The sequence below is a fragment of the Mycobacterium sp. NTMscope_MAC_269 genome (genome assembly GCF_976985695.1).
In genome coordinates, this window is the sequence record NZ_OZ335668.1 from 47,706 (window position 1) to 70,291 (window position 22,586).

Here is a 22,586-nt window from a genome sequence, read left to right on the forward strand (position 1 = left end):
GTCTTCTCCCTTTCGTTTTCCTTTGTGTCCCTTTGAGACTGTGTGCTTATCCGTTGATCTTGGCGATCTGCGCGTCCGACAACGTGACCATCTCGGGCGGCAGCGGCTGGAAGTGAACCTTGTCCAAGAACGCCGGGCCGTTGCCCTCGGTGATCGTCCAGTGCAGGAACGCCTGCAGCGTCTGGGCGGTGGCGCCGTCGCGCTGGTGTTCGTTGACGATGGCGTACTCATAGTTGACGACCGGGTAGCCGTCGGCGGCCGGGCCGTTGATCAGCGAGATCGCCTGGTTCGCCGGGGTTTTCGACGCGAAGCCGGCGGCCGCGGCGGCAATGCTCTTGGCCTTGGGCAGCAGGTATTTGCCGGAGGCATTGCCCAGCTTGGCCTCACCGAGCCCGTGCTGGTCGGCCTCGTCGAGCGAGCCGATGCTGGTGTAGGCCACACAGCCGGGGTTCGCGGCGCAACCGGTGACCATGGCGCCGTCGCCGTTCTCGCCGAGCGCGCCGGGCACCGCCGGGAAGGCGACGGTGGTGCCGAAGCCGGGCGAGCGGCCCCAGCCGTCGGGGTCCTGCTTGGACAGGTACTGGGTGAACTGGAACGTGCTGCCGGACCCGTCGGAGCGGTGCAGCGGCACCACCGGGGTATCGGGGAGCTGCAGGCCCGGGTTGATGCCGGCGATCTGTGGGTCGTTCCAGGTTTTGATCGTGCCCTGGTACATGCCGGCCAGCACCTTGCCGTTGAGCTTGAGGTGCTGATGCACGCCGGGCAGGTTGTAGTTGACCTGCTGCGCCGAGATGGCCAGCGCGATGTTCATCAGCCCCTTGTGCGCGGCCATGTCGCCGTCGGACAGGTAGGCGTCGGAGGCGCCGATGATGACCGCGCCGGCCGCGGCCTGCGAGATCCCGGCGCCCGAGCCGCTGCCCTGCGTGGTGACGGTGACGTTCGGGTACTTCGCGCGGTAGGCGGCGCCCCACTCGCTGAACAGCGGGTACAGCAGCGTGCTGCCGGTCTCGGAAAGCTCTATCGTGGACGTCGCCGGGAGGGTGGCGACGCTGCCGGCGGCCGGCCCCGTGGTCGGCGCGCCGCCCCTGGGGGTTCCGGCGTGCGAACCGCAAGCCGCGATCCCCAGGACCGGCGGCGCCATGGCCACCAGGCCCAGCAGCGTACCCAGACGACTCTTCACGTCCTCGCTTCCTCTTTCCGGCGAGACCCTTTCCCGCTATTGGCTTTCTGAGACGCTTTCCGAGACCCCCGCCGTGTGCGACGAGCCCTGATCCGAGCCCTGTGTCGGCCGGAACGGCGCGAAGTAGCGGACGGTCTCCTCATGCTTCGGCGACAGGAACAACTGCTTGGTCGGGCCCTCCTCGACGAGCCTGCCCTCGAAGAAGAAGGCGGTCCGGTCACCGGTGCGGGCGGCCTGTGCGAGGTCGTGGGTCACCATGATCACGGTCAGCCGGTCGGCGAGTGAGCGGATGAGTCCCTCGATCTTCTCGGTCGTGGTCGGGTCCAGCGACGAGGTGGGTTCGTCGAGCAACAGCACCTCCGGGTTGACGGCGAGCGCGCGCGCCAGGCACAACAATTGCTGCTGGCCGCCGGAGAGCCGGAACGGGGAATCACCGAGCCGATCCTTGACCGCGTCCCAGAGGCCGACCTCGGTGAGCCGGGCCTCGGCGACGTTCTTGAATTCCTTGCGCGGCGCCATTTTGTGCGCGCGCACCCCGGCCACCACGTTGTCCATGATCGACATGGGGAACGGGTTGGGGCGCTGGAACAGCATGCCCACGCGGCGGCGAAACTCCATCAGGTCGCGGCCGGCGAAGATGGTGCGCCCACCCAACAGGACGTCACCGGTGTGCCGAAATCCGGAGACCTTGTCATTCATCCGGTTCAGGGTGCGCAGGAAGGTGGTCTTGCCCGAGCCGGTCGGGCCCAGCAGGGTGGTGACGGAGCGGGCGGGGAAGTCCAGGCTGACCTGCTCGAGGACGGTTTTGGGGCCGAATCCCAGGGTGAGGTCGACCGCGCGCATGGGCTGGCCACCGTCATCGGCGACAGGAGCCGCAACTGCGGCCGGTAACTGTTGTTCGCGACGCATTGACAACCGATGCTACGTGTTTGCGCCCGGCACGCAGTCACCGGCCATTAACCTCTCATTCTTTGTCAAGGGTTTGTATATTCGCGATTGGTTAACTTTTGTTGACGATCAAAGGAGTCTCGTGAGGGTCGGACGATCTGGCGTCGCACTGGGCATGGTGGCCGCCGCCGCGCTCGCGCTGGCGGGATGCGGCGACGACAACTCGTCGGGGTCGAGCGCCAAGTCGGCGCCGGTGGACTGCGGCGGCAAAAAGGTCCTGAAAGACAGCGGCTCGACCGCGCAGCAGAACGCCATCGAGCAGTTCGTCTACGCATACGTTCGGGCCTGCCCGGGTTACACGCTCGACTACAACGCCAACGGGTCCGGGGCCGGCGTGACCGAATTCTTGAACAACCAAACCGATCTCGCCGGTTCCGATGTCGCGCTGGACCCGTCCACCGGTCAGAACGACCGGGCGGCGCAGCGGTGTGGTTCGCCGGCGTGGGATCTGCCCACGGTGTTCGGGCCGATCGCGGTCACCTACCACCTCAGCGGCGTGAGCGGACTCAAACTGGACGGGCCCACCGCGGCGAAGATCTTCAACGGCACCATCACCAAGTGGGATGATCCGGCGCTCAAGGCGACCAACTCGGGCCTCAGCCTGCCGTCGACGCCCATCACGGTCATCTTCCGCAGCGACAAGTCCGGCACCACCGCCAACTTCCAGAAATACCTCGACGGCGCGTCGGACGGTGCCTGGGGCAAGGGCGGCAGCGAGGTGTTCAACGGCGGCGTCGGGCAGGGGGCCGCCGGGAACAACGGCACGTCGGCGCTGCTGCAGAACACCGAGGGGTCGATCACCTACAACGAATGGTCGTTCGCGGTGGGCAAGCAGCTGAACATGGCGTCGATCATCACGTCGGCGGGGCCGGACGCGGTGCCGATCACCAAGGACTCCGTCGAGAAGACGATCGCCGGGGCCACCTTCAAGGGGCAGGGCAACGACCTGGTGCTCGACACCTCGTCGTTCTACAAGCCCACGCAGTCCGGCGCGTACCCGATCGTGCTGGCGACCTATGAAATCGTCTGCTCGAAGTATCCGGACGCGGCGACGGGCACGGCCGTCAAGGCGTTCATGCAGGCCGCGATCGGGCCGGGCCAGGAGGGTCTGGAGCAGTACGGCTCCATCCCGCTGCCCAGCTCGTTCACGGCCAAGCTGTCGAGCGCGGTCAATGCGATTTCCTGACCGACGTCAAGGACGAGCGAAGGAGGCTCGACGGTGAGCGATAGCGGGCCGGCCGCGCGAGTCGGGTCCTGGTTCGGCCCCTACCGGCTGGTGCGGCTGCTGCGTCAGGGCGGCATGGGCGAGGTCTACGAGGCCGAGGACAGCCGCAAGCGCCGCATGGTGGCCCTCAAACTGATCTCGCAGCAGTTCACCAACAACCCCGAATTCCGGGCGCGACTGCAGCGCGAGGCCGATATCGCGGGGCGGCTGACCGAACCGCACGTGGTGCCGATCCACGACTACGGCGAGATCGACGGGCGATTCTTCGTGGAGATGCGGCTCGTCGACGGCGTCGATCTGGGCACGCTGTTACACCGGGACGGGCCGCTGGCAGCGCCGCGGGCGATCGCCATCATCCGCCAGGTCGCCGCCGCGCTCGACGCCGCGCACGCCGCCGGGGTGACCCACCGCGACGTCACACCGGGCAACATCCTGATCACCGGCAGCGACTTCGCCTACCTGGCGGACTTCGGCATCGCGCGGGCGGCGACCGATCCGGGGCTCACCCAGGTGGGGACGGCGATCGGAACGTACTACTACATGGCCCCGGAGCGATTCACCGACGACGACGTCACCCACAGCGTCGACATCTATTCGCTCGCATGCGTTTTGAGCGAGTGCCTGACCGGCTCGCCGCCATATCGGGCCGACACCATCGAACGGCTGGTCGCCGCGCACCTGACGAAGACGGCCCCGCCGCCCAGCCAGTTGCGGCCCGGCGCGTTTCCGCCCGCGTTGGATCAGGTGATCGCCAAGGGCATGGCCAAAAACCCCGAGGAGCGTTACCGCACCGCAGGCGAATTCGCCGCGGCCGCCCATGACGCGCTGACCACGTCCGAGCAGCGCAAGGCCACCACGATCCTGCGCGAGGGGGAGAACGCGGCCCAGCGCCGGGAACCCGAGCCGCAGTCATGGACCGGCGCCCAGACTATGGTGGGCCCGGTGGCATCGAGGACGGGCGGCACCGGCTGGAACGATCAATCCGGCCAGCACCCGTCACTGATCCGTTCCGCCCCAACGACATTCGGCCACACCTACGGGTCCGGGCCGGACTTCAGGAGGCCCCCTATGCCGATGGACCCCAAACGCAAGCAGTGGATCATCGTCGGCGCCATCGCGCTCGTCGCCCTCGTCGCGTTCATCGTCGCGGTCGCGGGTTACCTGTCCACGCGGAACTCGGGGCCGCCACAAGAGGCGTCGGGCCAAAGTGTGCTGCCGTTCAAGGGCATTGACTTCCGCCTGTCCCCGGGCGGGGTGGCCCTGGACAGCGCCGGCGATGTCTACGTCACCAGCGAAGGCATGTACGGGCGCGTGGTGAAGCTGACGGCCGGTTCGAACGCCACGACGGTGCTGCCGTTCCACGGGCTGTACCAGCCGCAGGGTCTGGCCGTCGACGGTGGCGGCACGGTGTACGTCGCCGATTTCAACAACCGGGTGGTGAGCCTGGCCGCGGGCTCCAACGACCAGAAGGTGTTGCCGTTCGACGGTCTGAGCTATCCCGAGGGTGTCGCGGTCGACAGCCAGGGCAGCGTGTACGTCGCCGACCGCGGTAACAGCAGGGTGGTGAAACTGGCGGCGGGATCCAAGACCCAGACCGAGTTGCCGTTCAACGGTCTGAAGAATCCCGACGGCGTCGCCGTCGACGCCGCGGGCACGGTGTACGTCGCCGACACCGACAACAACAGGATCGTCAAGCTCGACGCCAATTCGAATACCCAGGCGGAGTTGCCGTTTCAAAACATCTCCGTGCCGTGGGGCATCGCGGTGGACAACAGCGGCACGGTCTACGTCACCGAACACGACAAGAGTGACGTGCTCAAGTTCCCGGCGGGCTCCAACGCGCCGACCGTGCTGCCGTTCAACGGGCTCAACACGCCCTTGGCGGTGGCGGTCGACAAGGACCGAAACGTCTACGTCGCCGATCGCGGCAACGACCGGGTGGTCAAGCTGACGCCGTGAGGCTCAGGGCGCGGAAAGCGGTGCGCCCAGGTACTCCTCGGTGTGCTGCCCGAGGGCCGGGGGTGGGTCGGTCGCATAGCCCGACGATGATGCGTCGAAGCTCAAATAGCGTGCCGGGGTGCGGATTACGGTGACCGCGGCCTCACCCTCGCCGACCGGCAGGGCGAGCTCGTTCTCGGCGAACAGCTCGGTACCGACCACCTGCTTCCAGGTGTAGGCGTGGCAGGCCATCAGGCCGCCGTCCTGCAGTAGCCGGACCCATTCGTCGGCGGTCTTGGCGGCCAGCGCCTTCTCGAGTTCCTCGGTCAGCTCGGGATAGTTGAGCGCGCGGGCGCGCTGGTCGATGAACCGCTCGTCGTCGCGCATGTCGGGGCGGCCGATGATCTCGCACAGCTTGTCCCAGTGCTTGGGCACGTACGCGCTGATCACCAGATACCCGTCGGCGGCCTTGAAGGCGTCCGACGGCTGGGTCGCGAACCCGACCCCCTTGCGCCGCTTGGGCTTCGGCGTGGAGTCGGCGGGCCTGGGTTCCGAGTTCGGCTTGTTCAGGTGGATGGTCAGCTGGCTGGCCTGCAGGCTGACCGCGACGTCGTACATTGCGACCCGCACGACGTCGGCCACCCCGTGGCGTTCGCGGTTGAGCAGCGCGGCCAGCACCGCCTGGGCCAGCACGTGACCGCTGGCGGCGTCGACGAGCTGGAACGGAATGATCTGGGGTTTGCCGCTGGGCGTGGGCATCCCGGTGGTCATGCCCGATTCGGCGGCGACCATCAGGTCCACGCCGGGCCGGCTGCCCTGCGGGCCGTTGCCGCCGTAGGCGGACAGGCGCGCGTAGATGAGTTTGGGGTTGCGGGATTGCAGCTCGTCGGGCCCCAGGCCCATGCGTTCCATCACCCCGGGCCGAAACCCTTCCAGCACAACGTCGGCGGTATCGACGAGCCGCATGATCTGCTGCTTGGCCTCGTCGCTGCGCAGGTCCGCCATCACCGACTTCTTGCCCCGGTTGTGGGGGAGGAACAGGGTGGCCAGCGGCGGGCGGCCGGGCAGCACCGCGGTGATGTGGCGGGCCGCCTCGCCGACGGGCGCCTCGACCTTGATGACCTCGGCCCCCAGGTCGGCCAGCACCTGCCCGGCCATCGGCCCGGCGATGTTCTGGGTGAAGTCGAGGACCCGGAATCCGTCGAGCGGCTTGGGTGGGTTGCTGTTGGGCACGGTGTCTGCCTTCCGTTAACGCGCCGCGTTGAGCACCGCGGTGCAGTAGTAGTTCTGGGCGAAGGGTGCCTCGGGGTCGGTCGACTGCAGCGGCAGCCCGTTGTTGGCCAGCAGCTGGTTCAGCGGGGTGCGCACCGGCTGCCAGCCCCGCTGTTGCAGGTAGGCCGCCACGTCATTGCGCGGCCCGGGGAAGCCCAGGTCGCCCAGGGCGATGTCGAGGCCGCCCTGCCGCCACTTTTCGCTCGCCGCGTTCAGCGCGTCCCCGCTGGTGCCGGTGTTCGCGAAGACCTCGGCCACCAACTGGCTGCCGTCGGCCGAGAGCGCGGTGATGTTGTCCAGCAAGCGGTCCTGGGCCTCGGGCGGCAGGAAGCCGATCAGCCCCTCGGCGGCCCAGGCGGCGGGCCGCGCGGTGTCGAAGCCGGCCTGGCGCAGCGCCGACGGCCAGTCGTGGCGCAGGTCGACGCCGACGGCGCGCACCTCGGCGGTCGGCCGGGCGCCGAGTTCGGCGACGGTGGCGGCCTTGAAGTCGAGGACTTGCGGCTGGTCGATCTCGAACACCGTGGTGCCCGCGGCCCAGGGCAGCCGGTAGGCGCGTGCATCCAGGCCGGAGGCCAGGATGACCACCTGGTGAATCCCGGCGGCCCCGGCCTCGGCGAAGAAGGCGTCGATGTAGCGGGTGCGGGCGGCCAGCATGTCGGTCATGCGCTGCATGCCCCACGCGGCGCCGGGCTCGTCGACGTCGGTGGAGTCGAGTTCGCCGGCGGCCCAGCGGGTCATGAACTCGACACCGACTGCGCGCACCAGCGGCTCGGCGAACCGGTCGTCGATCAGCCCGTCCCGGGTGGCGCGGGCCCGCCCGGCGGCCACCATCGTGGCGGTCGCGCCCACGCTGGTCGCCAGGTCCCAGGTGTCGTCGTCGGTGCGCGCCATCGCGGAAATCCCTTCGGGTCTACTGGTTAGCCACAATAACTACCAACGCCCGGCCGCGACTCGCGGACCGGGCCCAGGCGCGACACAGATCGATCACGGCCGGGTGTTGCGGCCCCGGGCCTACCGCGCGCTCGCTAACCTGGCCTGATGACCACTTCGGCTGCCCTTGCGCGCGAATGCACCGCCGCGCATGACGCCGGCTGGCAGCGCGGCGCCGCGTGGGCGCGCCGGCTGGCGTGGATCAGCCTGGCCGTGGTGCTCGTCGAGGGCGTCGTCGGGCTGTGGCAGGGGCTCTCGGTCGGTTCGATCGCCCTGACCGGCTGGGCCCTGGGTGGGGCGTCGGAGGCGCTGGCCAGCGCCATGGTGGTGTGGCGGTTCAGCGGCGCGCGCACCTTTTCCCCGAGCGCCGAGCGGCGCGCGCAACGGGGCGTCGCGGTGTCGTTCTGGCTGACCGCGCCGTACATCGCCGCCGAATCCCTGCGCGAGCTGGCCGGTGAACACCGCGCCGAGACGTCGGCGATCGGCATCGGGCTGACCGCCCTGGCACTGCTGCTCATGCCGGTGCTGGGCCGGGCCAACTATCGGCTGGGCGCGCGGCTGGGCTCGGGAGCCACCGAGGCCGAGGGGATCCAGAACTATCTGTGCGCCGCCCAGGCCGCCGGGGTCCTGATCGGCCTCGCCGCGACGGCGCTGTGGTCGGGCGCCTGGTGGATCGATCCCGCGGTGGGGCTCGCGATCGCCGGCATCGCCGTGTGGCAGGGCGTGCGTGCCTGGCGCGGCGAGCAATGTTGTTAATTGCCTTTCCGCCGCGAAACTGTATTCCGCTACACGTTTACCGAGTAACGCCGTCGCCGGTGGCAGTCGCCCGCGGCGCATCCAGCCGGTAGCGGATCAGCCGCGAGCTGTTGGCCACCACCGCCACCGACGACGCGTTGTGCAGGATCGCGGCCAGCACCGGGGACAGCGCGCCGCCCGCGCCGATGATCAGCCCGGCCGCGTTGACGGCGATGGACATGCCGTAGTTCTCCCGGATGACGTCGACGGCGCGGGCCCCCAGGTCGCGCACGTCGAGCAGGCGATGCAGGTCGTCGTTGGCCAGCGCCACGTCGGCGGTCTCCACGGCGACGTCGGTTCCGGCCAGCCCCATCGCGATGCCGATGTCGGCGGCCGCGAGCGCGGGGGCGTCGTTGATGCCGTCGCCGACCATGCCGACGATGAAGCCCTCGTCCTGCAGTTCGCGCACCGCCGCGAGCTTGTCCTCGGGCATCACCTCGGCGCGCCACTCGTCGATTCCCAGTTCGCCCGCCACCACCTCGGCGATGTCCGGGTGGTCCCCGGTGAGCATGACGATCCGGCGAATACCGTTGGCGCGCAGCTTCTTCAGCACATCGGCGGCCTCCGGCCGCACCTCGTCGCGCAGGCTGATCAATCCCACCAGCGTGCCGTCGACCGCCAGCAGCAGCGGCGTCTCGGCCTCGCGGCGCAGCCGGTCCACCCATTCCGACGCCTTCTTGGACACCCGGACCTTTTCCGAGCGCAGCAGCCCGGGGCTGCCCAGCAGCAGGGTCCGGCCGTCGGCCCAGGTGCGCATGCCCAGCCCGACCAGCACCTCGCATTCCTCGTGCGGCGGGATGGTGATGTGACGTTCCTCGGTGGAGCGGATCACCGCCTCGGCCAGCGGGTGCCGGGAGTGGATCTCCGAGCTGGCCGCATAGGCCAGCACCTGCTCGGGCTGCCAATCCTTGTGCAGCGCAATGATATTGGTGACCACCGGCCGGCCGACGGTGAGCGTGCCGGTCTTGTCGAACACGATCGCGTCCACCCGGCCGGCCTGCTCGAGGTGCGAGCCGCCCTTGATCAGGATCCCGCGGCGCGCGCCGTTGCCGATCGCCGCGCTGATCGCGGTCGGGGTGGCCAGGCCCACCGCGCACGGGCAGGCGATGAGCAGCATCGTCATCGCCCGGCGGACGTCACCGGTGATCGCCAGCGTGATGGCCGAGACGATGAACGAGGTGGGAACGAAACGGCGGGAGAAGTTTTCGCCGACGGTCTGGATCGGCGCCCGGTCGTGCTGCGCCTCTTCGACCCGGCTGATGATGCGTCCGATGGTCGTCTGATTGCCGACCGCGCGGGCGCGCACCACCAGGCGTCCGCGCACCACCACCGAACCGGCGTGCACGTGAGCGCCGACGACCACGCTGACTGGCAGGTTCTCGCCGGTGATCGCGGACTGGTTGACGACGGCCTCGCCGTCGACCACCTCGCCGTCGACCGGTATCGCGACGTGGTCGTGCACCACCACCTCGTCGCCGATCTGCACGGTGTCGATGGGAACCTGCACCTCGCGGGGGGTGGGGCCGTCGTCGAGCCGGATCCAGGCCGTGTCCTGGCTGCCGCGCAGCAGCTCCGAGATGGCGCGGCGGGTCCGGCGCAGCGTCAGATCCTGAAGGTACTCACCGATGTTGAGCAGCCACAGCACGGTGAGCGCGACGACGTTCTCCCGCAGCACCAGGCTCGCCACCGTCGCCGCCGAGACCAGCGCGTCGGTGCCGGCCTTGCCGGAACGCAACGAGCGCAGCGCGCCGCGCAGGAAGGGGTAGCCGGTGAAGACGGTGACGCCGGTGGCGAACAGCCGCCCGCTGGGGCCGAGCAGCGGCGGGCGCGCGAACACGTAGCGGCGCACCCCGAGCAGGGCCAGCGCCGCGCCGCCGATCACCATGCGCAGCACGTCGGCGTTGCGGATCTCCGACGAGTGCGGCGCGCGCGCCGGGATCAGTTCGGCGGCGACGTGCGCCGCATCGCCGATGGCCGCCAGCACCAAGGACTTCTCGCAGCGGCGGGGCGAATACCAGACGACCACCGATCCGGTGCGCGGGTAGGCGTGCACCACGCGCACGCCCTCGCACTTGGCGACGGCCTCCTCGACCGCCACGGCGCGCCGGGAATCGGCGCGCACCCACCCGACCGAGACCCGCATGCGTCCGGCGGCGTCGGAAATCACCTGCAGCGCAGGGTCTTTCGCCCGAGACTCGTCGTCAATGTCGGGGACTAGGGCGAGGTCCATCGCGGCGGTCAGTGCTCGTGGTCGTGGGTGTCGGCGATCGAGGGCGTGGGCGCCTCCTCGCCGATGCGTTCGCGGGCCTCGGCCATGACGTCGGCGAGCCGCAGGCGCGCCGACTCGGCGGCCTCCTCGGCCTTGCGGGTGCCACGCAGCCCGAGCTCGGCGCCCTTGACCGCCGTCTCATGCAGCGGCGCCTTGGCCGCGGCCTTGCGCACCACTTCGTAGGCCGTCACGCCGACCAACCCGGTGACGACCGTCCCCGCCGCTTTCGCCAAGAGCCCGTACACCGCCATTGCCGCAACCTTCCTCGTCGTTTCCGCGTTTAGCCCATGCTCGCTCGACGTTAACATCGAAATATTGCGATATCAATATGAATCGGCGGGGAGGTGGTCCCGCGGGTCGGGTCTAGAGCACCCGGGTGACCTTTTCCGTCTCGATCCGGCGCGCGTGGGCGGCCGGGTCGGCGTTGGCGACCTGCACCAGCGAGCCGCCGACGGCCATGATCGCCAGCAGGCCGTCCACCAGCTCGGCGGCGCCGGTCCACGGCTTACTCGAGAGCACCCTGTCGCTCGACGTCAAACCCCGTGCCGCCGCGGAGCTTTGACAATCCGCCAGCACTTCGTCGACCGAGCGCCCGCCCAGCGCGGGCCCGGGCCGCGGTTCGGCCACGATCTGATCGCCGTGCACGCGCACCGCGGTGGCATAGTCGGTCACGCCGATCGGCAGATCGGGTGCGGGGCGGCCGAAGGGGTCCAGCGACAGCACCGCCACCTCACCTCCCGATGCCGACGCGCTCACGGCGTCGTCCGCCTCGTCGAGGCGCTCGGCGGTGCACAGCGCCACATCGGCCGGGCCCGCGAGTACCGCCTCGGCGCCGATCCACCACACCCCGAACAGCACCGCCGCGGTCTGCCAGTGCGCGGGCAGCAGGATCGCGACGCGGCTGGCCGGCCCGGCCCCCAGTTCGTCGCGCAACAGGTTGCCCGTCTTGGCGGCCCAGTTGGCCAGCGTCACCCCGGACAATTCGATGCGCTCGCCGGTGCCGTCGTCGTAGTACGTGATCCGCGGGCCGACCGGGTCGGCCCGCAGCATCGGATCGAGGATGGCCCCGCTCAGCGTGCTCAGTTGATGCACGGGTCGTTAGTTTATGCACTCCGGCTTGTCGGAACCCGCGGTCAGGATCGGCGACGGCGCGGGAACGTTCGCGTTGGTGGCCACCGCGCCGGCGGTGGACACCCGGGCGGGCACGATCGATTCGGTGCCCGACAGGCCCGAGCCCGGACCGCTGTAGTCGTTGGCCAGCACCACCCGCACCGCGCCCGGCGCCAGCGAGCTGTCGGCGATCACCGGCAACCCGCCCAACTCCTTGGAGACCTCCTTGGCCCCCATGTCATCGCTCTTGGCGGCGCGGACCTGGCTGGCCTTGACGTGCCCGCCGTCGTTGTTGCCCACCGTGCCGGTGGCAAAACCCTTGGCGCTCAACACGTCTGACACGGCAGCCGCCAGCCCGTTGATGTCGGTGTCGTTGACGACGCTGGCGGTCGTCTTCGCGGGCGTGTAGGCGATCTCCTCGGTCTTGCCCTCTTCCTGCTCGTGCAGCAGCCCACCGACCCAGTCGGCCACCTGGTGCGGGTCCACCCGCACCACGCTCTGCATGCCGTCGTCGCTCCAGCCGGCGCCGTCGAGCACCGGGATGGTGGCAAACGCGACGTTGCCGCCGGCCAGCTTCTGCATCTGCTGCACGAAGTCCATCACGTCCCAGCCGGCGGAGATCACCACCGAACGCTGCACGGCGGCCTCCAGGCGCCGGACCGTGGTGGGGCTGGACAACGTCTTGCCGGAGATGACCCGGTGGGCCAGCGAGGCCATCACCACCTGCTGGCGCACCACCCGGTCCAGGTCGCCGCGCGGCAGTTCGTGGCGCTGGCGCACGAAGCTGAGCGCCTCCGGGCCGGTGAGCCGTTGCGGGCCGGCCGGGAAATCGGCGCCCGAAAGCGGTTCGAACACCGGCTCTTTGAGGCAGACATCGACGCCACCGAGGGCGTCGGTGATCAGCGAGAAGCCGAGCAGGCCGATCTCGGCGTAGTGGTCGACGGTGACGCCGGTGAGGTCGGCGACCGTCTTGATCAGCGCCTCGCGGCCGGCCTCGGTGCCCTGGGCGGCCGCGTCCGCGGCGGCATCACCGGCGCGCACCAGGCTGGCGCGCTTGGCCTCCCGGGTCTGGCCGTAGACGCCGTTGATCTTGGTCTTGCCCAGGCCGGGAGCGGCGACGTAGGAGTCGCGCGGGATCGAGATCGCAGTCGCCGAGCGCCCGTTGTTGGGGATGCGGATCAGGATGATCGTGTCGGTGTTGGTGGCTTCCTCGTCGCCGGCACGCAGCGTGTCGAGCTCCTCCTGGGACAGCGGGTTGCCGTGCGCGTCGGTGCGGCTGTCCATGCCGACGAGCAGGATGTCGATCGCGCCGTCGTCGCCGCCCTTGCCCAGCGAGGGCGCCGACATGTGAAAGATGCCGTCTTCGAAGGACCGGACATTGCTCCACGCGATCCCGGTGCCGACGACGACCGCGAGCGTCAGCACGGTGGCAATCACACGAACCACACGTTGCACAGGCATCCCACAACATTACTTGCGACACATGAGTTTCATGGGTAGCCGACGGCGGCGTGGCCCGCGCTGCCCCGCGCTTTCTTGAGCGTTGTCGGGCCATGCCAGACTCGAACCATGTCAGGCAGGATCGTGATCGCGGGGGCCGGTGGGCAGCTGGGCGGCTATTTGAGCTCGCTGGCGACGGGTCAGGGCCGGGAGGTCCAGGCGTATGCGTCATCGCAGTGGGACATCACCGCCCCCGCGGCGGCCGAACGGATCGTGCAGCGCGGTGACGTGGTGATCAACTGCGCGGCCTACACCAACGTCGACGGCGCCGAGACCGACGAGGCGGGTGCCTTCGCCGTCAACGAGGCCGGTCCGGGGCACATCGCGCGGGCCTGCGCGCGGGCCGGGGCCCAGCTGATCCACGTCTCCACCGACTACGTCTTCAACGGCGACTTCGGCGGCGCGGCGCCCCGGCCGTACGAGCCCAGCGATCAAACCGCGCCGCAGGGCGTGTACGCCCGCAGCAAGGCCGCAGGCGAGCAGACCGTCCTGGACGCGCTGCCCGAGGCGGTCGTGGTCCGCACCGCCTGGGTCTACACCGGCGGCGCCGGCAAGGACTTCGTCGCCGTCATGCGCCGGCTGGCCGGCGGGGACGGCCCGGTGGACGTGGTCGACGACCAGACCGGCTCCCCAACCTACGTCGGCGACCTTGCCGCCGCGCTGCTGCAGATCGTCGACGACGGCGTGCCCGGCCCGATTCTGCACGCCGCCAACGAGGGCGCGGTCTCGCGCTTCGAGCAGGCCCGCGCCGTCTTCGAGGAATGCGGCGCCGACCCGGCGCGCGTGCGGCCCGTCGGCACCGACCGCTTTCCCCGGCCGGCGCCGCGACCGGCCTACTCCGCGCTGTCGGGCGGCCAGTCCGCGGCGGCCGGGCTGCGGCCGTTAAGGCCCTGGCGCCCTGCGCTTGTCGCGGCCCTGGCCGCCTCGCCGACCGGCGCAGCCAGCGATGTCGCGGCCGATCGACCGTTACCCTCTACGCGTGACTGACGTGCTGCCGGTCGTGACGGTGACCTACTCACCGGGCCCGCACCTGGAGCGCTTCCTGGCCTCGCTGTCGCTGGCCACGGAGCGGGAGGTGTGCGTGCTGCTGGCCGACAACGGCTCCACCGACGGCACCCCGCAGGCCGCGGTCGATCGGTACCCCAACGTGCGGCTGTTTCATACCGGGGCCAATCTCGGTTACGGCACCGCGATCAATCGCGCCGTCGCGCAACTGGACCGCGAGGACGATTGGGTGATCGTGGCCAACCCCGACGTGCAGTGGGGCCCGGGCAGCATCGACGCCCTGCTGGATGCCGCCTCGCGCTGGCCGCGCGCCGGTGCGCTGGGCCCGCTGGTCCGCGATCCCGACGGGTCGGTGTATCCGTCGGCGCGCCATCTGCCCAGCCTGATCCGCGGCGGCATGCACGCGGTCGTCGGGCCGTTCTGGAGGACCAACCCGTGGTCGGCGGCGTACCGCCAGGAGCGGCTGGAGCCCAGCGAGCGCCCGGTGGGCTGGCTGTCGGGATCGTGCCTGCTGGTGCGCCGGTCGGCGTTCGGCCAGATCGGCGGGTTCGACGAGCGCTACTTCATGTATATGGAGGACGTCGACCTCGGCGACCGGCTCGGCAAGGCCGGCTGGCTTTCCGTCTACGTGCCGTCGGCGGAAGTCCTGCACCACAAAGGCCACTCGACGGGCGGGGACCCGGCCAGCCACCTGGCCGCCCATCACAAGAGCACGTATATGTTTCTGGCCGACCGGCATGCCGGTTGGTTGCGTGCGCCGCTGCGCTGGGCGCTGCGCGTCTCGTTGGCGGTCCGCTCCCGCCTGATGGTGCGCAGCGCGGTGCGCGCGTCGGGCCGGGCGAATCTGGTAGAAGGGCGACACTGAGGTGGGAACTCCACAAGTCGACGTCGTGATCCTGGTCGGCGGCAAGGGCACGCGGCTGCGGCCGCTGACGCTGTCGGCGCCCAAGCCCATGCTCCCCACCGCCGGACTGCCGTTCCTCACCCATCTGCTGTCGCGGGTCGCCGCGGCGGGCATCGAGCACGTCATCTTGAGCACGTCGTATCGGGCCGGCGTCTTCGAGGCGGAGTTCGGTGATGGCTCCAAGCTGGGCCTTCAGATCGAATACGTCACCGAGGACAGCCCGCTGGGCACCGGCGGCGGCATCGCCAACGTCGCCGGCCACCTGCGGCACGACACCGCAATGGTGTTCAACGGCGATGTGCTCTCCGGCTGCGATCTGGGCCAGATGCTCGACTTCCACCGCGCCCAGGAATCCGACGTCACGCTGCACCTGGTCCGGGTGGGCGACCCGCGGGCCTTCGGCTGCGTGACCACCGAGGAGGGCCGGGTCACCGCCTTCCTGGAGAAGACTCAGGATCCGCCGACCGATCAGATCAACGCCGGCTGCTACGTGTTCTCGCGCGCCGTGATCGACCGAATCCCGCGCGGCCGTGAGGTTTCGGTGGAGCGCGAGGTGTTCCCCGCGCTGCTGTCGGATCCCGACGTCAAGGTCTGCGGCTACGTCGACGCCAGCTACTGGCGCGACATGGGCACCCCCGAAGACTTCGTCCGGGGATCGGCGGATCTGGTGCGCGGCATCGCGCCCTCGCCCGCCCTGCACGGCCACCGCGGCGAGCAGCTGGTGCACGACGGCGCGGCGGTCTCGCCGGGCGCGGTGCTGATCGGCGGCACCGTGGTGGGGCGCGGCGCCGAGATCGGGCCGGGCGTCCGGCTGGACGGCGCGGTGATCTTCGATGGCGCCAAGGTCGAGGCCGGCAGCGTGATCGAGCGCTCGATCATCGGCTTCGGCGCGCGCATCGGCCCGCGTGCGCTGATCCGCGACGGGGTGATCGGCGACGGCGCCGACATCGGCGCGCGGTGCGAACTGTTGCGCGGCGCCCGGGTGTGGCCCGGAGTGTCGATTCCCGACGGCGGGATCCGCTACTCGTCCGACGTCTGAGGGCGGGGTTACGCCGCCGAACGTGCGGCAGGCGTCACGCTCGGCGGGCCAGCGCCCGGGACACCAGATAAGCCAGCGCGTGATCGGTTCCCTCCGGCAACGCGTCAACGGGCCACCACCGCAGATCCTCCGACTCGTCGCTAATCGCGATCTGGGCGCCGGCGGGCGCGTGCGCCACGAACTGCAAATCCAGGTGGCGGGTGGGCACGCCCAGCGAGCACACCACCGGATGCACGTGCACGGCGGCCAATTCGGGTTCCATGCGCAGCCCGTCGACCCCGGACTCCTCGGTCGCCTCGCGCAACGACGCGGCGACGATATCTGGGTCGCCGTCGTCACCCTCGTCGCAGTGCCCGCCCAGCTGCACCCAGCGGCCCAGGCGGCGGTGCAACGTCAGCAGCGCCCGGCCGCCGCCGTGATCGAGCACCAGCGCCGACGCGGTGACATGTCCCGGCACGCACTCGCGGCGGCACGCGTCGTCGCGGGCCTCAACGAAGGCCAAGACGGCGTGCCGCAACGAATCCTGGCCCGCGTCCGGGGGTTCCCACCCGGACAGGGTCGCGATCACCGAGTCCCGCAGGCTCATCGCGCACCCCGCCGTTTCCTGCGACCGGCCAGCGACGCCCACGCCGCGCGGCAGTCCGCCACCGCCTCGGCCGGCAGCCCCAGCGCGTCGATCAGCACGCGACGGTCGACGAGGTCGAGCGCCTTGTCGATCTCGTTGGCCTTCAACAGCAGGTCCACATCGCCGGCGAGGTCGGGATCGGCGTGCGCCGGCGCGGGGATGGGCAGCTGCTCGGCTTCGCCGGGTTCGAGCTCCAGCACGCCCCCGCCGTAGCTGCGGCCCATGATCTCGGCGAAGGCGAACGTCACGCTGTTGTGGAACACCGCGGCCAGCGCGGCCGGGTCGACCCCAGAGGTGAGCCGCACCCGATGCACCGTGTCGGTGCTGACCGCTCCCACGCCGTTGACGGTCAACCGCGGCGCCCGGTGAATCTGGCGCAGCAGGAACAGGTCTGGCGCCCACAGCGACGGCGTCCTCCACCACGGCGTGCGGATCGAGCACTTGTAACCGCGGTGCACGCCGGCCGCTTGTCCGGCGCGAATGTGGGCGAGCAACGCGGCATCGGCCGGCTCGCGGGGCGCGTTGAGCAGCCAGCTGCGGTGCCCGGCCGCGACATCGCTTGCCCGGCAATCGGTGTCGTAGACCAGCCCGGACAGCTGGGCGCTGCGCGAGACGAGCGGGACGCAGTGCTGCCGCAACCCCAGCTCCCGAGCTTGGGCGTCGGTCAGGGTGAAAAACGCGTTGCGCCCGGTCACGACGCCCACGTCCACCTCGGCCAAAGACCCGAGCGGGAGCAACGCGCCCGAGCCCTTGAGCGCGCGCAGCAGCCCGATGGCGGCGGGGTCGAGGAAGTACTTGGTCCACTTCTCGTTTTCGTGCAGCAGCGCCGGCGCCCATTCGCCGTCCAGCTCGGCCCCCGCCAGCGCGTCGGCGTCCGGCAGGTGCACGGTGCGGATGCGGGCGGGACCCGGCCCGACCGTGTCCCGTACGCCGCAGAACAACACCACCTCCTGCAGGATGCCGTCGAACACCAGGCGCTCGAAGGTCAGCAGCGTGATGTCGCGGAATCGGCTCAGCAGAAACTCGCGCAGCGGCGCGGCGTAGGTGACCTGGAGGAGCTCGGCCGGCAGCACCAGGCCCACCCGCCCGCCGTCGCGCACCAACACCGTGCTCGCCACGACGAACGGCACCCACGCGTTGGTCAGCCTGGTTGGGCGCAGGCCCTCGCGCCGCATCAATTCCAGCGCCGGATCGCGGTGCTCCGATGCCCAGTTGCCGAACCGGATGTAGGGCGGATTGCCGGCGACCCCGTCCCAGCCGCCGGCGTCGGCGTGAGCGGCTTCCGCCAGCCAGGTGAACAGGCTGTCGGCGTCGACGGGAGCGAACCGGCGGGCCTTGGCCGCCTCGAGCGCGATCAGCTCGACGCCGTGGGCCCGGTCGGTGAGCGCGGCCAGCTCGCGCAGGATCGCACCGTCGCCGCAGGAGGGTTCGACGATCTTCGGGCCGGCCTCACAAACCCAGCGGGCCAGAAAGCTCGCCACCGGCGCGGGGGTGTAGTAGCCGCCGCGGACCTTGTCGGCCGAGGCCGCCGCCTTGCCCGCGAAGTTCATGGGCTCAGTATCTCGGAAAAACGACGGCTCACTTGCGGATCAGCAGGTCCCCGGGGGCCGCGGCGTCGCGCGGGCCGGCGGGCTCGGCGCCGTAGCCGATGGCGATGGCGCCCAACGGCTCCCAGTCGGCGGGCAGCTCGAGCTCGGCGCACACCAGGTCGGCGGCGAAAATCGTCGAACCGATCCAGCAGCTGCCCAGCCCGCGCACCGCCAGCGCGACCAGCAGGGCCTGCACGGCCGCCCCGACCGCCACGGTGAACATGGTGTGCTCGGCGTCGGTGCGGGCCGCGTCGGGGTAGGAGTGGGCGCCGTCGGGAACGAGCATCGGGATGACGACTTCGGGCGCGTCGTAGAGGATCTGGCCGCGCGCCACCCGGCGCTCGATGGCGTCGGCGGGCTTACCGTCGCCGGCGAGGTCCGTCCGCCACTTGTCCTTCATGCGGTCCAGCAGCCGGGCCCGGGTGCCCGGGTGCTGCAGCCAGACGAACCGCACCGGGCGGGTGTGATGCGGAGCCGGCGCAGTGAGCGCCTCGGCGACGGCCGCCTCCACGAGATCGGCCGGGACCGGCTCGGCGCTGAACCGGCGCACCGAGCGGCGCAGCAGCTGCGCCTCGCGGCGGCCCGCGTCGATCGCCTCGGCGGTGCCGAGCCAGAACAGGTCTTCGGTGCCGGGCCGCAACAGGTGCCGGGCCGTCGAGCCGTCGTCGGTCACGGACAGGCCGCGCACCACCGCCACCGGCATCGCGGTCAATTTGCCCTTGACCAGATCGGCGGCCGCGGCGATCTCGTCGGCGATCGCGACCTCGGTGACCAGCAACTCGTTGCCGTGCTGATCGAGTGCCCCCGAATAGCCGTGCAGCACAGCCAGACCCGCGGCGCCCACCGCCGCGTCGGTCTGGCCGTTGCGCCAGGCGCGGCCCATCGTGTCGGTGATGACCACGGCGACCTCGACGCCGAGCCGCTCGCGCAGCGCGGCGCGCAGCGTGGCGGCGCTGCCGTCCGGGTCGACGGGCAGCAGCGCCAACTCGTCGCGCCCGACGTTGGACCCGTCCACGCCCGCGGCGGCCTGCACCAGCCCGATCCGGCTCTCGGTGATCAGGGTCTTGCCCTTGCGCGCCAGCACGCGCACGGCCTCGTCGTCGACCAGCTTGCGCCGCAACCGGTCGCGCTCCTCGGGATCGCGGGGCGCCGGCACCAGCCGGCCTTCGCACTTGGACACCGCCTTGCTGGTGACCACCACGACGTCGCCGTCGCGCAGCCACGGAGCCGCCGCGGCGACGGCCGCGCCCAGATCGTCGCCGGGCCGGAATTCGGGCAGACCGGCGACGGGCAGGATCTCGATGGCGGCGGCGGTGCCGTGTTCGCCGGGTGCGGACGCCCGAGTCATGGGCGCGACTCCTCCGCATCGCTTCGCTCTGCATCGTCGCCCGCGCGCGGGCTCACCCCGGCCAACTCCAGCCCCGCGCGCACCATCTCGGCCGTGGCCTTCGGGTCGGTCATCACCAGCGGCACCGAGCGCACCGCCACGCCCTCGATGTCGGCGCCGTCGCCTTCGCTCACCAGCCAGCCATCCAGGATGCCGGTGCCGCGGCGCGCGCCGTAGTGGCGGCCGACGGCTTCGGCGGTGGACTCGACGCCGATCACGGACAGGCAGGCATCGGCCATGCCACGCAACGGCTTTCCGCCGATGATCGGCGAGTAGCCGACGACCGGGGCCTTCGCCGCGCGCAGCGCGCCACGGACACCGGGGACGGCCAGGATGGCGCCGACGCTCACCACCGGGTTCGACGGGGCCAGCAGGATGACGTCGGCCTCGGCGATGGCCGCTGTGGCTTCAGTTGTGGCCGCTGCCTTTTCGGCGCCGACGAAGGCGAAGCTGTGCGTGGGCACCTGGGCGCGGTAGCGCACCCACCACTCCTGGAAGTGGATGGCCCGCCGGCTGCCGTCGTCGGGATCGGTTATCACCACGTGCGTCTCGCAGCGGTCGTCGGTGACGGGCAGTAGCCGCGCGCCGGGTTGCCAGCGGTCGCACAGCGCCGTGGTGATCTGTGACAGCGGGTAGCCGGCGTTGAGCATTTGGGTGCGCACCAGGTGGGTGCCCAGGTCGCGGTCGCCGAGTCCGAACCAGTCGGGCTGCACTCCGTAACGCGCCAATTCCTCTTTGGCGTGCCAGGTTTCGTCGCGGTGCCCCCACCCTCGCTCCGGGTCGACACCTCCACCTAAGGTGTACATGCAGGTGTCCAAATCGGGGCAGACTCGCAGTCCGTGGATCCAGGCGTCATCGCCAACGTTGACGATCGCCGTCAGCTCGTGACTGCCGGCCTCGGTGTCTGGGCGCCCTTGCGAGTGAAATTGACCCAGCCCGAACAACTGTTGAATCCCCAGCAGGAACCGGGCGCCGCCAACCCCACCGACCAGGACGGTGACCTTCACTTGAGCCTCACACAGCACGACAGTACTGCCCGACGACCGTGCGGTGGCGGGCCCGTCGCGCCTGCCTCAAAGTTGGGGCTGCCCACCACTTGTGGGGAAGATGTGGGCTATGTGATCAACACGCCGACGGCCCAAGGCAACAGAAACGCCGAAATTCGATCACGAGATGGTATGGAAATGCGCCGAAGTGCTTGACCCGGCAGATCAACCCGTGTCTAATCACATCAGTGTCATTTCCCGGTTGGCCGGCCGACTCCGGTGTCGCAGACCGAGATTCGATCACTTGTTCGAATTGTCTGTACATCAGAACAGTGGGAAATCAATCACTCTTTCTCAAATCAAGCTGAGGAGGCGGACGACCGTATGTCATACGACACTTTTCGAGGCGCAATGGCGAGCACGCCGCACAACCCAATCGACTTGCCGCCGGCCCAACCCGCCCGGCCTCATTTGACCGTGGTTCCCGATGCGCCAGTCGCATTCGAGCCCGAGCCGTTGCCGGCGCCCGCCGCCGACCAATGGCAGGATCGGGCGCTGTGCGCCCAAACCGACCCCGAGGCCTTCTTCCCGGAAAAGGGCGGCTCCACCCGCGAGGCCAAGAAGATCTGCCTGGGCTGCGAGGTGCGCCACGAGTGCCTCGAGTACGCCCTCGAGCATGACGAGCGCTTCGGGATCTGGGGCGGTCTCTCCGAACGCGAGCGCCGCCGCCTCAAGCGCGGCATAATCTGAGAGGCGCTTGGCGCAACGTCAGTTATTCGTCGTCGATCGTCGGATCGATGACCGACGGTTCAACGTCGAGATAGATGGCGACCTGCGCGACCAGAATTTCGTGCAGCAAGTCGCCGAGTTCAACGGTATCCTTGGCTCTCCGCTCAATTGGCTTGCGGAACAGGACAATTCGCGCCCGCGTGGAGTTGCCGCGGATGTCGACGCCGGCCGGGATCAACCGCGCCAGGGGGATCGGCCCGTCGGCGATCACCTCGGCCGGCCACTGCACACTGTCGGGATCCTTGGCCGCGATCCGCGGAATCTCGTCGACCGCCACGTCGAGCTCGGCCAGCCGATCCTGCCAGCTCCGCTCGATGGGTTCGTAGGCCTCCAGCACCGCCATGTCGAACCGCTCGGCACGGCTGCGCCACCCCGGCACGCTGGCGGGCAGCAACGGGCCGCGCATCTCGCGACCCCTGCGGAAGAGTCGATGCCTGGCCGGTCGGCGCGGAGCCGATCCGTCCGAAAACCGATCTCTTCGCGGGGAACTGCGCGAATCGCCCACGCGCCGATGGTAACGGTTACACATCGGCGGCCGCCCGGTTGCGCGTGTCCGGCCCTTCGGCGGCGTTTGCGCACGATAGCCTTTCGAGCGTGAACGTTCCCCGTCGCTGTTGCCGGCCCGGGTGCCCGCACTACGCCGTGGCGACCCTAACGTTCGTCTATTCGGACTCGACGGCAGTCGTCGGCCCGCTGGCGACCGCTCGGGAACCGCATTCCTGGGATTTGTGCGTCAACCACGCCGGCCGCATCACCGCCCCCCGCGGATGGGAGCTGGTGCGCCATGCCGGTCCGCTGCCCACTCATCCTGACGAGGACGACCTGGTCGCCCTGGCCGACGCGGTTCGCGAAGGAGGGTCGGGGGAGCGCGGCGTGCCCTACGGCGGCACCGCATCGCCCGTGAGCGGCTTCGCCGATCCGCACATCCATGGCGGCTCCCAGGCCACCGCGCCCAGCAGCAGTGTGCTCGCGCCGCCGGAACACCGGTCCGGGCGGCGCCGCGGGCATCTGCGCGTGTTGCCCGATCCCAGCGACTAGCCACGATGGTGGCGACCCGCTGCGCCCGGCTACGGCCTTTAGTGGCGACCCGCTGCG

General features: G+C 70.2%; 21 protein-coding genes. 8 read left to right on the forward strand and 13 right to left on the reverse strand.

Annotation, left to right across the window (positions count from 1 at the left end):
- Positions 1-46: 46 nt before the first annotated feature.
- Together pstS (ACZ50Z_RS00230) and ACZ50Z_RS00235 are read right to left on the reverse strand one after the other, a co-directional pair.
- Positions 47-1,180 carry a phosphate ABC transporter substrate-binding protein PstS gene (pstS, locus tag ACZ50Z_RS00230; RefSeq protein ID WP_464481736.1) on the reverse strand — a complete coding sequence of 378 codons (1,134 nt, stop codon included), beginning with the start codon at positions 1,178-1,180 and terminating at the stop codon, positions 47-49.
- Positions 1,181-1,216: 36 nt separating this feature from the next.
- The gene (locus ACZ50Z_RS00235) at positions 1,217-2,023 is read right to left on the reverse strand and encodes an ATP-binding cassette domain-containing protein (RefSeq protein WP_464481737.1); all 807 of its coding nucleotides are present in this window, start codon (positions 2,021-2,023) and stop codon (positions 1,217-1,219) included.
- Between the two features lie 187 nt (positions 2,024-2,210).
- Between ACZ50Z_RS00235 and pstS (ACZ50Z_RS00240) the strand changes: the two genes are divergently transcribed.
- On the forward strand, positions 2,211-3,314 hold the full coding sequence (pstS, locus tag ACZ50Z_RS00240; RefSeq protein WP_464481738.1) for a phosphate ABC transporter substrate-binding protein PstS: 1,104 nt from the start codon (positions 2,211-2,213) through the stop codon (positions 3,312-3,314).
- 33 nt (positions 3,315-3,347) lie between these two features.
- Positions 3,348-5,312, forward strand: coding sequence for a serine/threonine-protein kinase PknD (locus ACZ50Z_RS00245; RefSeq protein WP_464481739.1), 1,965 nt, complete (start codon positions 3,348-3,350; stop codon positions 5,310-5,312).
- Positions 5,313-5,315: 3 nt separating this feature from the next.
- Here the strand turns inward: ACZ50Z_RS00245 and ACZ50Z_RS00250 are convergent, their stop codons facing one another.
- Complete coding sequence (locus tag ACZ50Z_RS00250) at positions 5,316-6,524, reverse strand: CaiB/BaiF CoA transferase family protein (RefSeq protein ID WP_464481740.1); 1,209 nt, start codon at positions 6,522-6,524, stop codon at positions 5,316-5,318.
- A gap of 15 nt (positions 6,525-6,539) precedes the next feature.
- A complete protein-coding gene (locus ACZ50Z_RS00255; protein ID WP_464481741.1) occupies positions 6,540-7,454 on the reverse strand; it encodes a class I SAM-dependent methyltransferase in 915 nt (304 codons plus the stop codon).
- A gap of 147 nt (positions 7,455-7,601) precedes the next feature.
- Between ACZ50Z_RS00255 and ACZ50Z_RS00260 the strand changes: the two genes are divergently transcribed.
- A complete protein-coding gene (locus tag ACZ50Z_RS00260) occupies positions 7,602-8,249 on the forward strand; it encodes a cation efflux transmembrane domain-containing protein (protein WP_464481742.1) in 648 nt (215 codons plus the stop codon).
- Between the two features lie 37 nt (positions 8,250-8,286).
- On the opposite strand, the gene ctpC is transcribed toward ACZ50Z_RS00260, so the two are convergent.
- The 4 genes from ctpC to ACZ50Z_RS00280 form a co-directional block, all read right to left on the reverse strand.
- On the reverse strand, positions 8,287-10,518 hold the full coding sequence (gene ctpC, locus ACZ50Z_RS00265) for a manganese-exporting P-type ATPase CtpC (RefSeq protein WP_464481743.1): 2,232 nt from the start codon (positions 10,516-10,518) through the stop codon (positions 8,287-8,289).
- Positions 10,519-10,526: 8 nt separating this feature from the next.
- The gene (locus tag ACZ50Z_RS00270; protein ID WP_464481744.1) at positions 10,527-10,808 is read right to left on the reverse strand and encodes a DUF1490 family protein; all 282 of its coding nucleotides are present in this window, start codon (positions 10,806-10,808) and stop codon (positions 10,527-10,529) included.
- A gap of 112 nt (positions 10,809-10,920) precedes the next feature.
- The gene (locus ACZ50Z_RS00275; protein ID WP_464481745.1) at positions 10,921-11,649 is read right to left on the reverse strand and encodes a TIGR03089 family protein; all 729 of its coding nucleotides are present in this window, start codon (positions 11,647-11,649) and stop codon (positions 10,921-10,923) included.
- Positions 11,650-11,655: 6 nt separating this feature from the next.
- Positions 11,656-13,128: an LCP family protein gene (locus tag ACZ50Z_RS00280; protein ID WP_464481746.1), complete on the reverse strand. Its 1,473-nt coding sequence runs from the start codon at positions 13,126-13,128 to the stop codon at positions 11,656-11,658.
- 108 nt (positions 13,129-13,236) lie between these two features.
- Here ACZ50Z_RS00280 and rfbD point away from each other — a divergent pair, with 108 nt between their 5' ends.
- The 3 genes from rfbD to manB are packed head-to-tail and all read left to right on the forward strand — an operon-like array spanning position 13,237 to position 16,115.
- On the forward strand, positions 13,237-14,154 hold the full coding sequence (gene rfbD / locus ACZ50Z_RS00285) for a dTDP-4-dehydrorhamnose reductase (protein ID WP_464481747.1): 918 nt from the start codon (positions 13,237-13,239) through the stop codon (positions 14,152-14,154).
- A complete protein-coding gene (locus tag ACZ50Z_RS00290; protein WP_464481748.1) occupies positions 14,114-15,037 on the forward strand; it encodes a glycosyltransferase family 2 protein in 924 nt (307 codons plus the stop codon). The genes rfbD and ACZ50Z_RS00290 overlap by 41 nt, the downstream gene beginning before the upstream one ends.
- 1 nt (position 15,038) lies before the next feature.
- Positions 15,039-16,115 carry a mannose-1-phosphate guanylyltransferase gene (gene manB / locus ACZ50Z_RS00295; protein WP_464481749.1) on the forward strand — a complete coding sequence of 359 codons (1,077 nt, stop codon included), beginning with the start codon at positions 15,039-15,041 and terminating at the stop codon, positions 16,113-16,115.
- A 34-nt stretch (positions 16,116-16,149) separates the two neighbouring features.
- Here manB and ACZ50Z_RS00300 read toward each other — a convergent pair whose 3' ends face one another.
- From ACZ50Z_RS00300 to cofD, 4 genes are read right to left on the reverse strand one after another with little or no spacing between them, the layout of a single operon-like run.
- Positions 16,150-16,701: an NUDIX hydrolase gene (locus ACZ50Z_RS00300; protein WP_464481750.1), complete on the reverse strand. Its 552-nt coding sequence runs from the start codon at positions 16,699-16,701 to the stop codon at positions 16,150-16,152.
- A complete protein-coding gene (locus ACZ50Z_RS00305; RefSeq protein ID WP_464481751.1) occupies positions 16,698-18,290 on the reverse strand; it encodes an Eco57I restriction-modification methylase domain-containing protein in 1,593 nt (530 codons plus the stop codon). Before ACZ50Z_RS00305 ends, ACZ50Z_RS00300 begins: the two co-directional genes overlap by 4 nt.
- A gap of 28 nt (positions 18,291-18,318) precedes the next feature.
- Positions 18,319-19,677 (reverse strand): coenzyme F420-0:L-glutamate ligase, encoded by a 1,359-nt coding sequence (locus ACZ50Z_RS00310; protein WP_464481752.1) that lies wholly within the window; start codon positions 19,675-19,677, stop codon positions 18,319-18,321.
- The gene (gene cofD, locus ACZ50Z_RS00315) at positions 19,674-20,723 is read right to left on the reverse strand and encodes a 2-phospho-L-lactate transferase (RefSeq protein WP_464481753.1); all 1,050 of its coding nucleotides are present in this window, start codon (positions 20,721-20,723) and stop codon (positions 19,674-19,676) included. Before cofD ends, ACZ50Z_RS00310 begins: the two co-directional genes overlap by 4 nt.
- A gap of 390 nt (positions 20,724-21,113) precedes the next feature.
- On the opposite strand from cofD, the gene ACZ50Z_RS00320 reads away from it, so the two are divergent.
- The gene (locus ACZ50Z_RS00320; RefSeq protein WP_464481754.1) at positions 21,114-21,452 is read left to right on the forward strand and encodes a WhiB family transcriptional regulator; all 339 of its coding nucleotides are present in this window, start codon (positions 21,114-21,116) and stop codon (positions 21,450-21,452) included.
- Between the two features lie 22 nt (positions 21,453-21,474).
- Here ACZ50Z_RS00320 and ACZ50Z_RS00325 read toward each other — a convergent pair whose 3' ends face one another.
- Positions 21,475-21,897, reverse strand: coding sequence for a metallopeptidase family protein (locus ACZ50Z_RS00325; protein WP_464481755.1), 423 nt, complete (start codon positions 21,895-21,897; stop codon positions 21,475-21,477).
- A gap of 188 nt (positions 21,898-22,085) precedes the next feature.
- Between ACZ50Z_RS00325 and ACZ50Z_RS00330 the strand changes: the two genes are divergently transcribed.
- Positions 22,086-22,529, forward strand: a complete 444-nt coding sequence (locus ACZ50Z_RS00330; RefSeq protein WP_464481756.1) for a DUF3499 domain-containing protein — start codon at positions 22,086-22,088, stop codon at positions 22,527-22,529.
- The last annotated feature ends 57 nt before the right edge of the window (positions 22,530-22,586 follow it).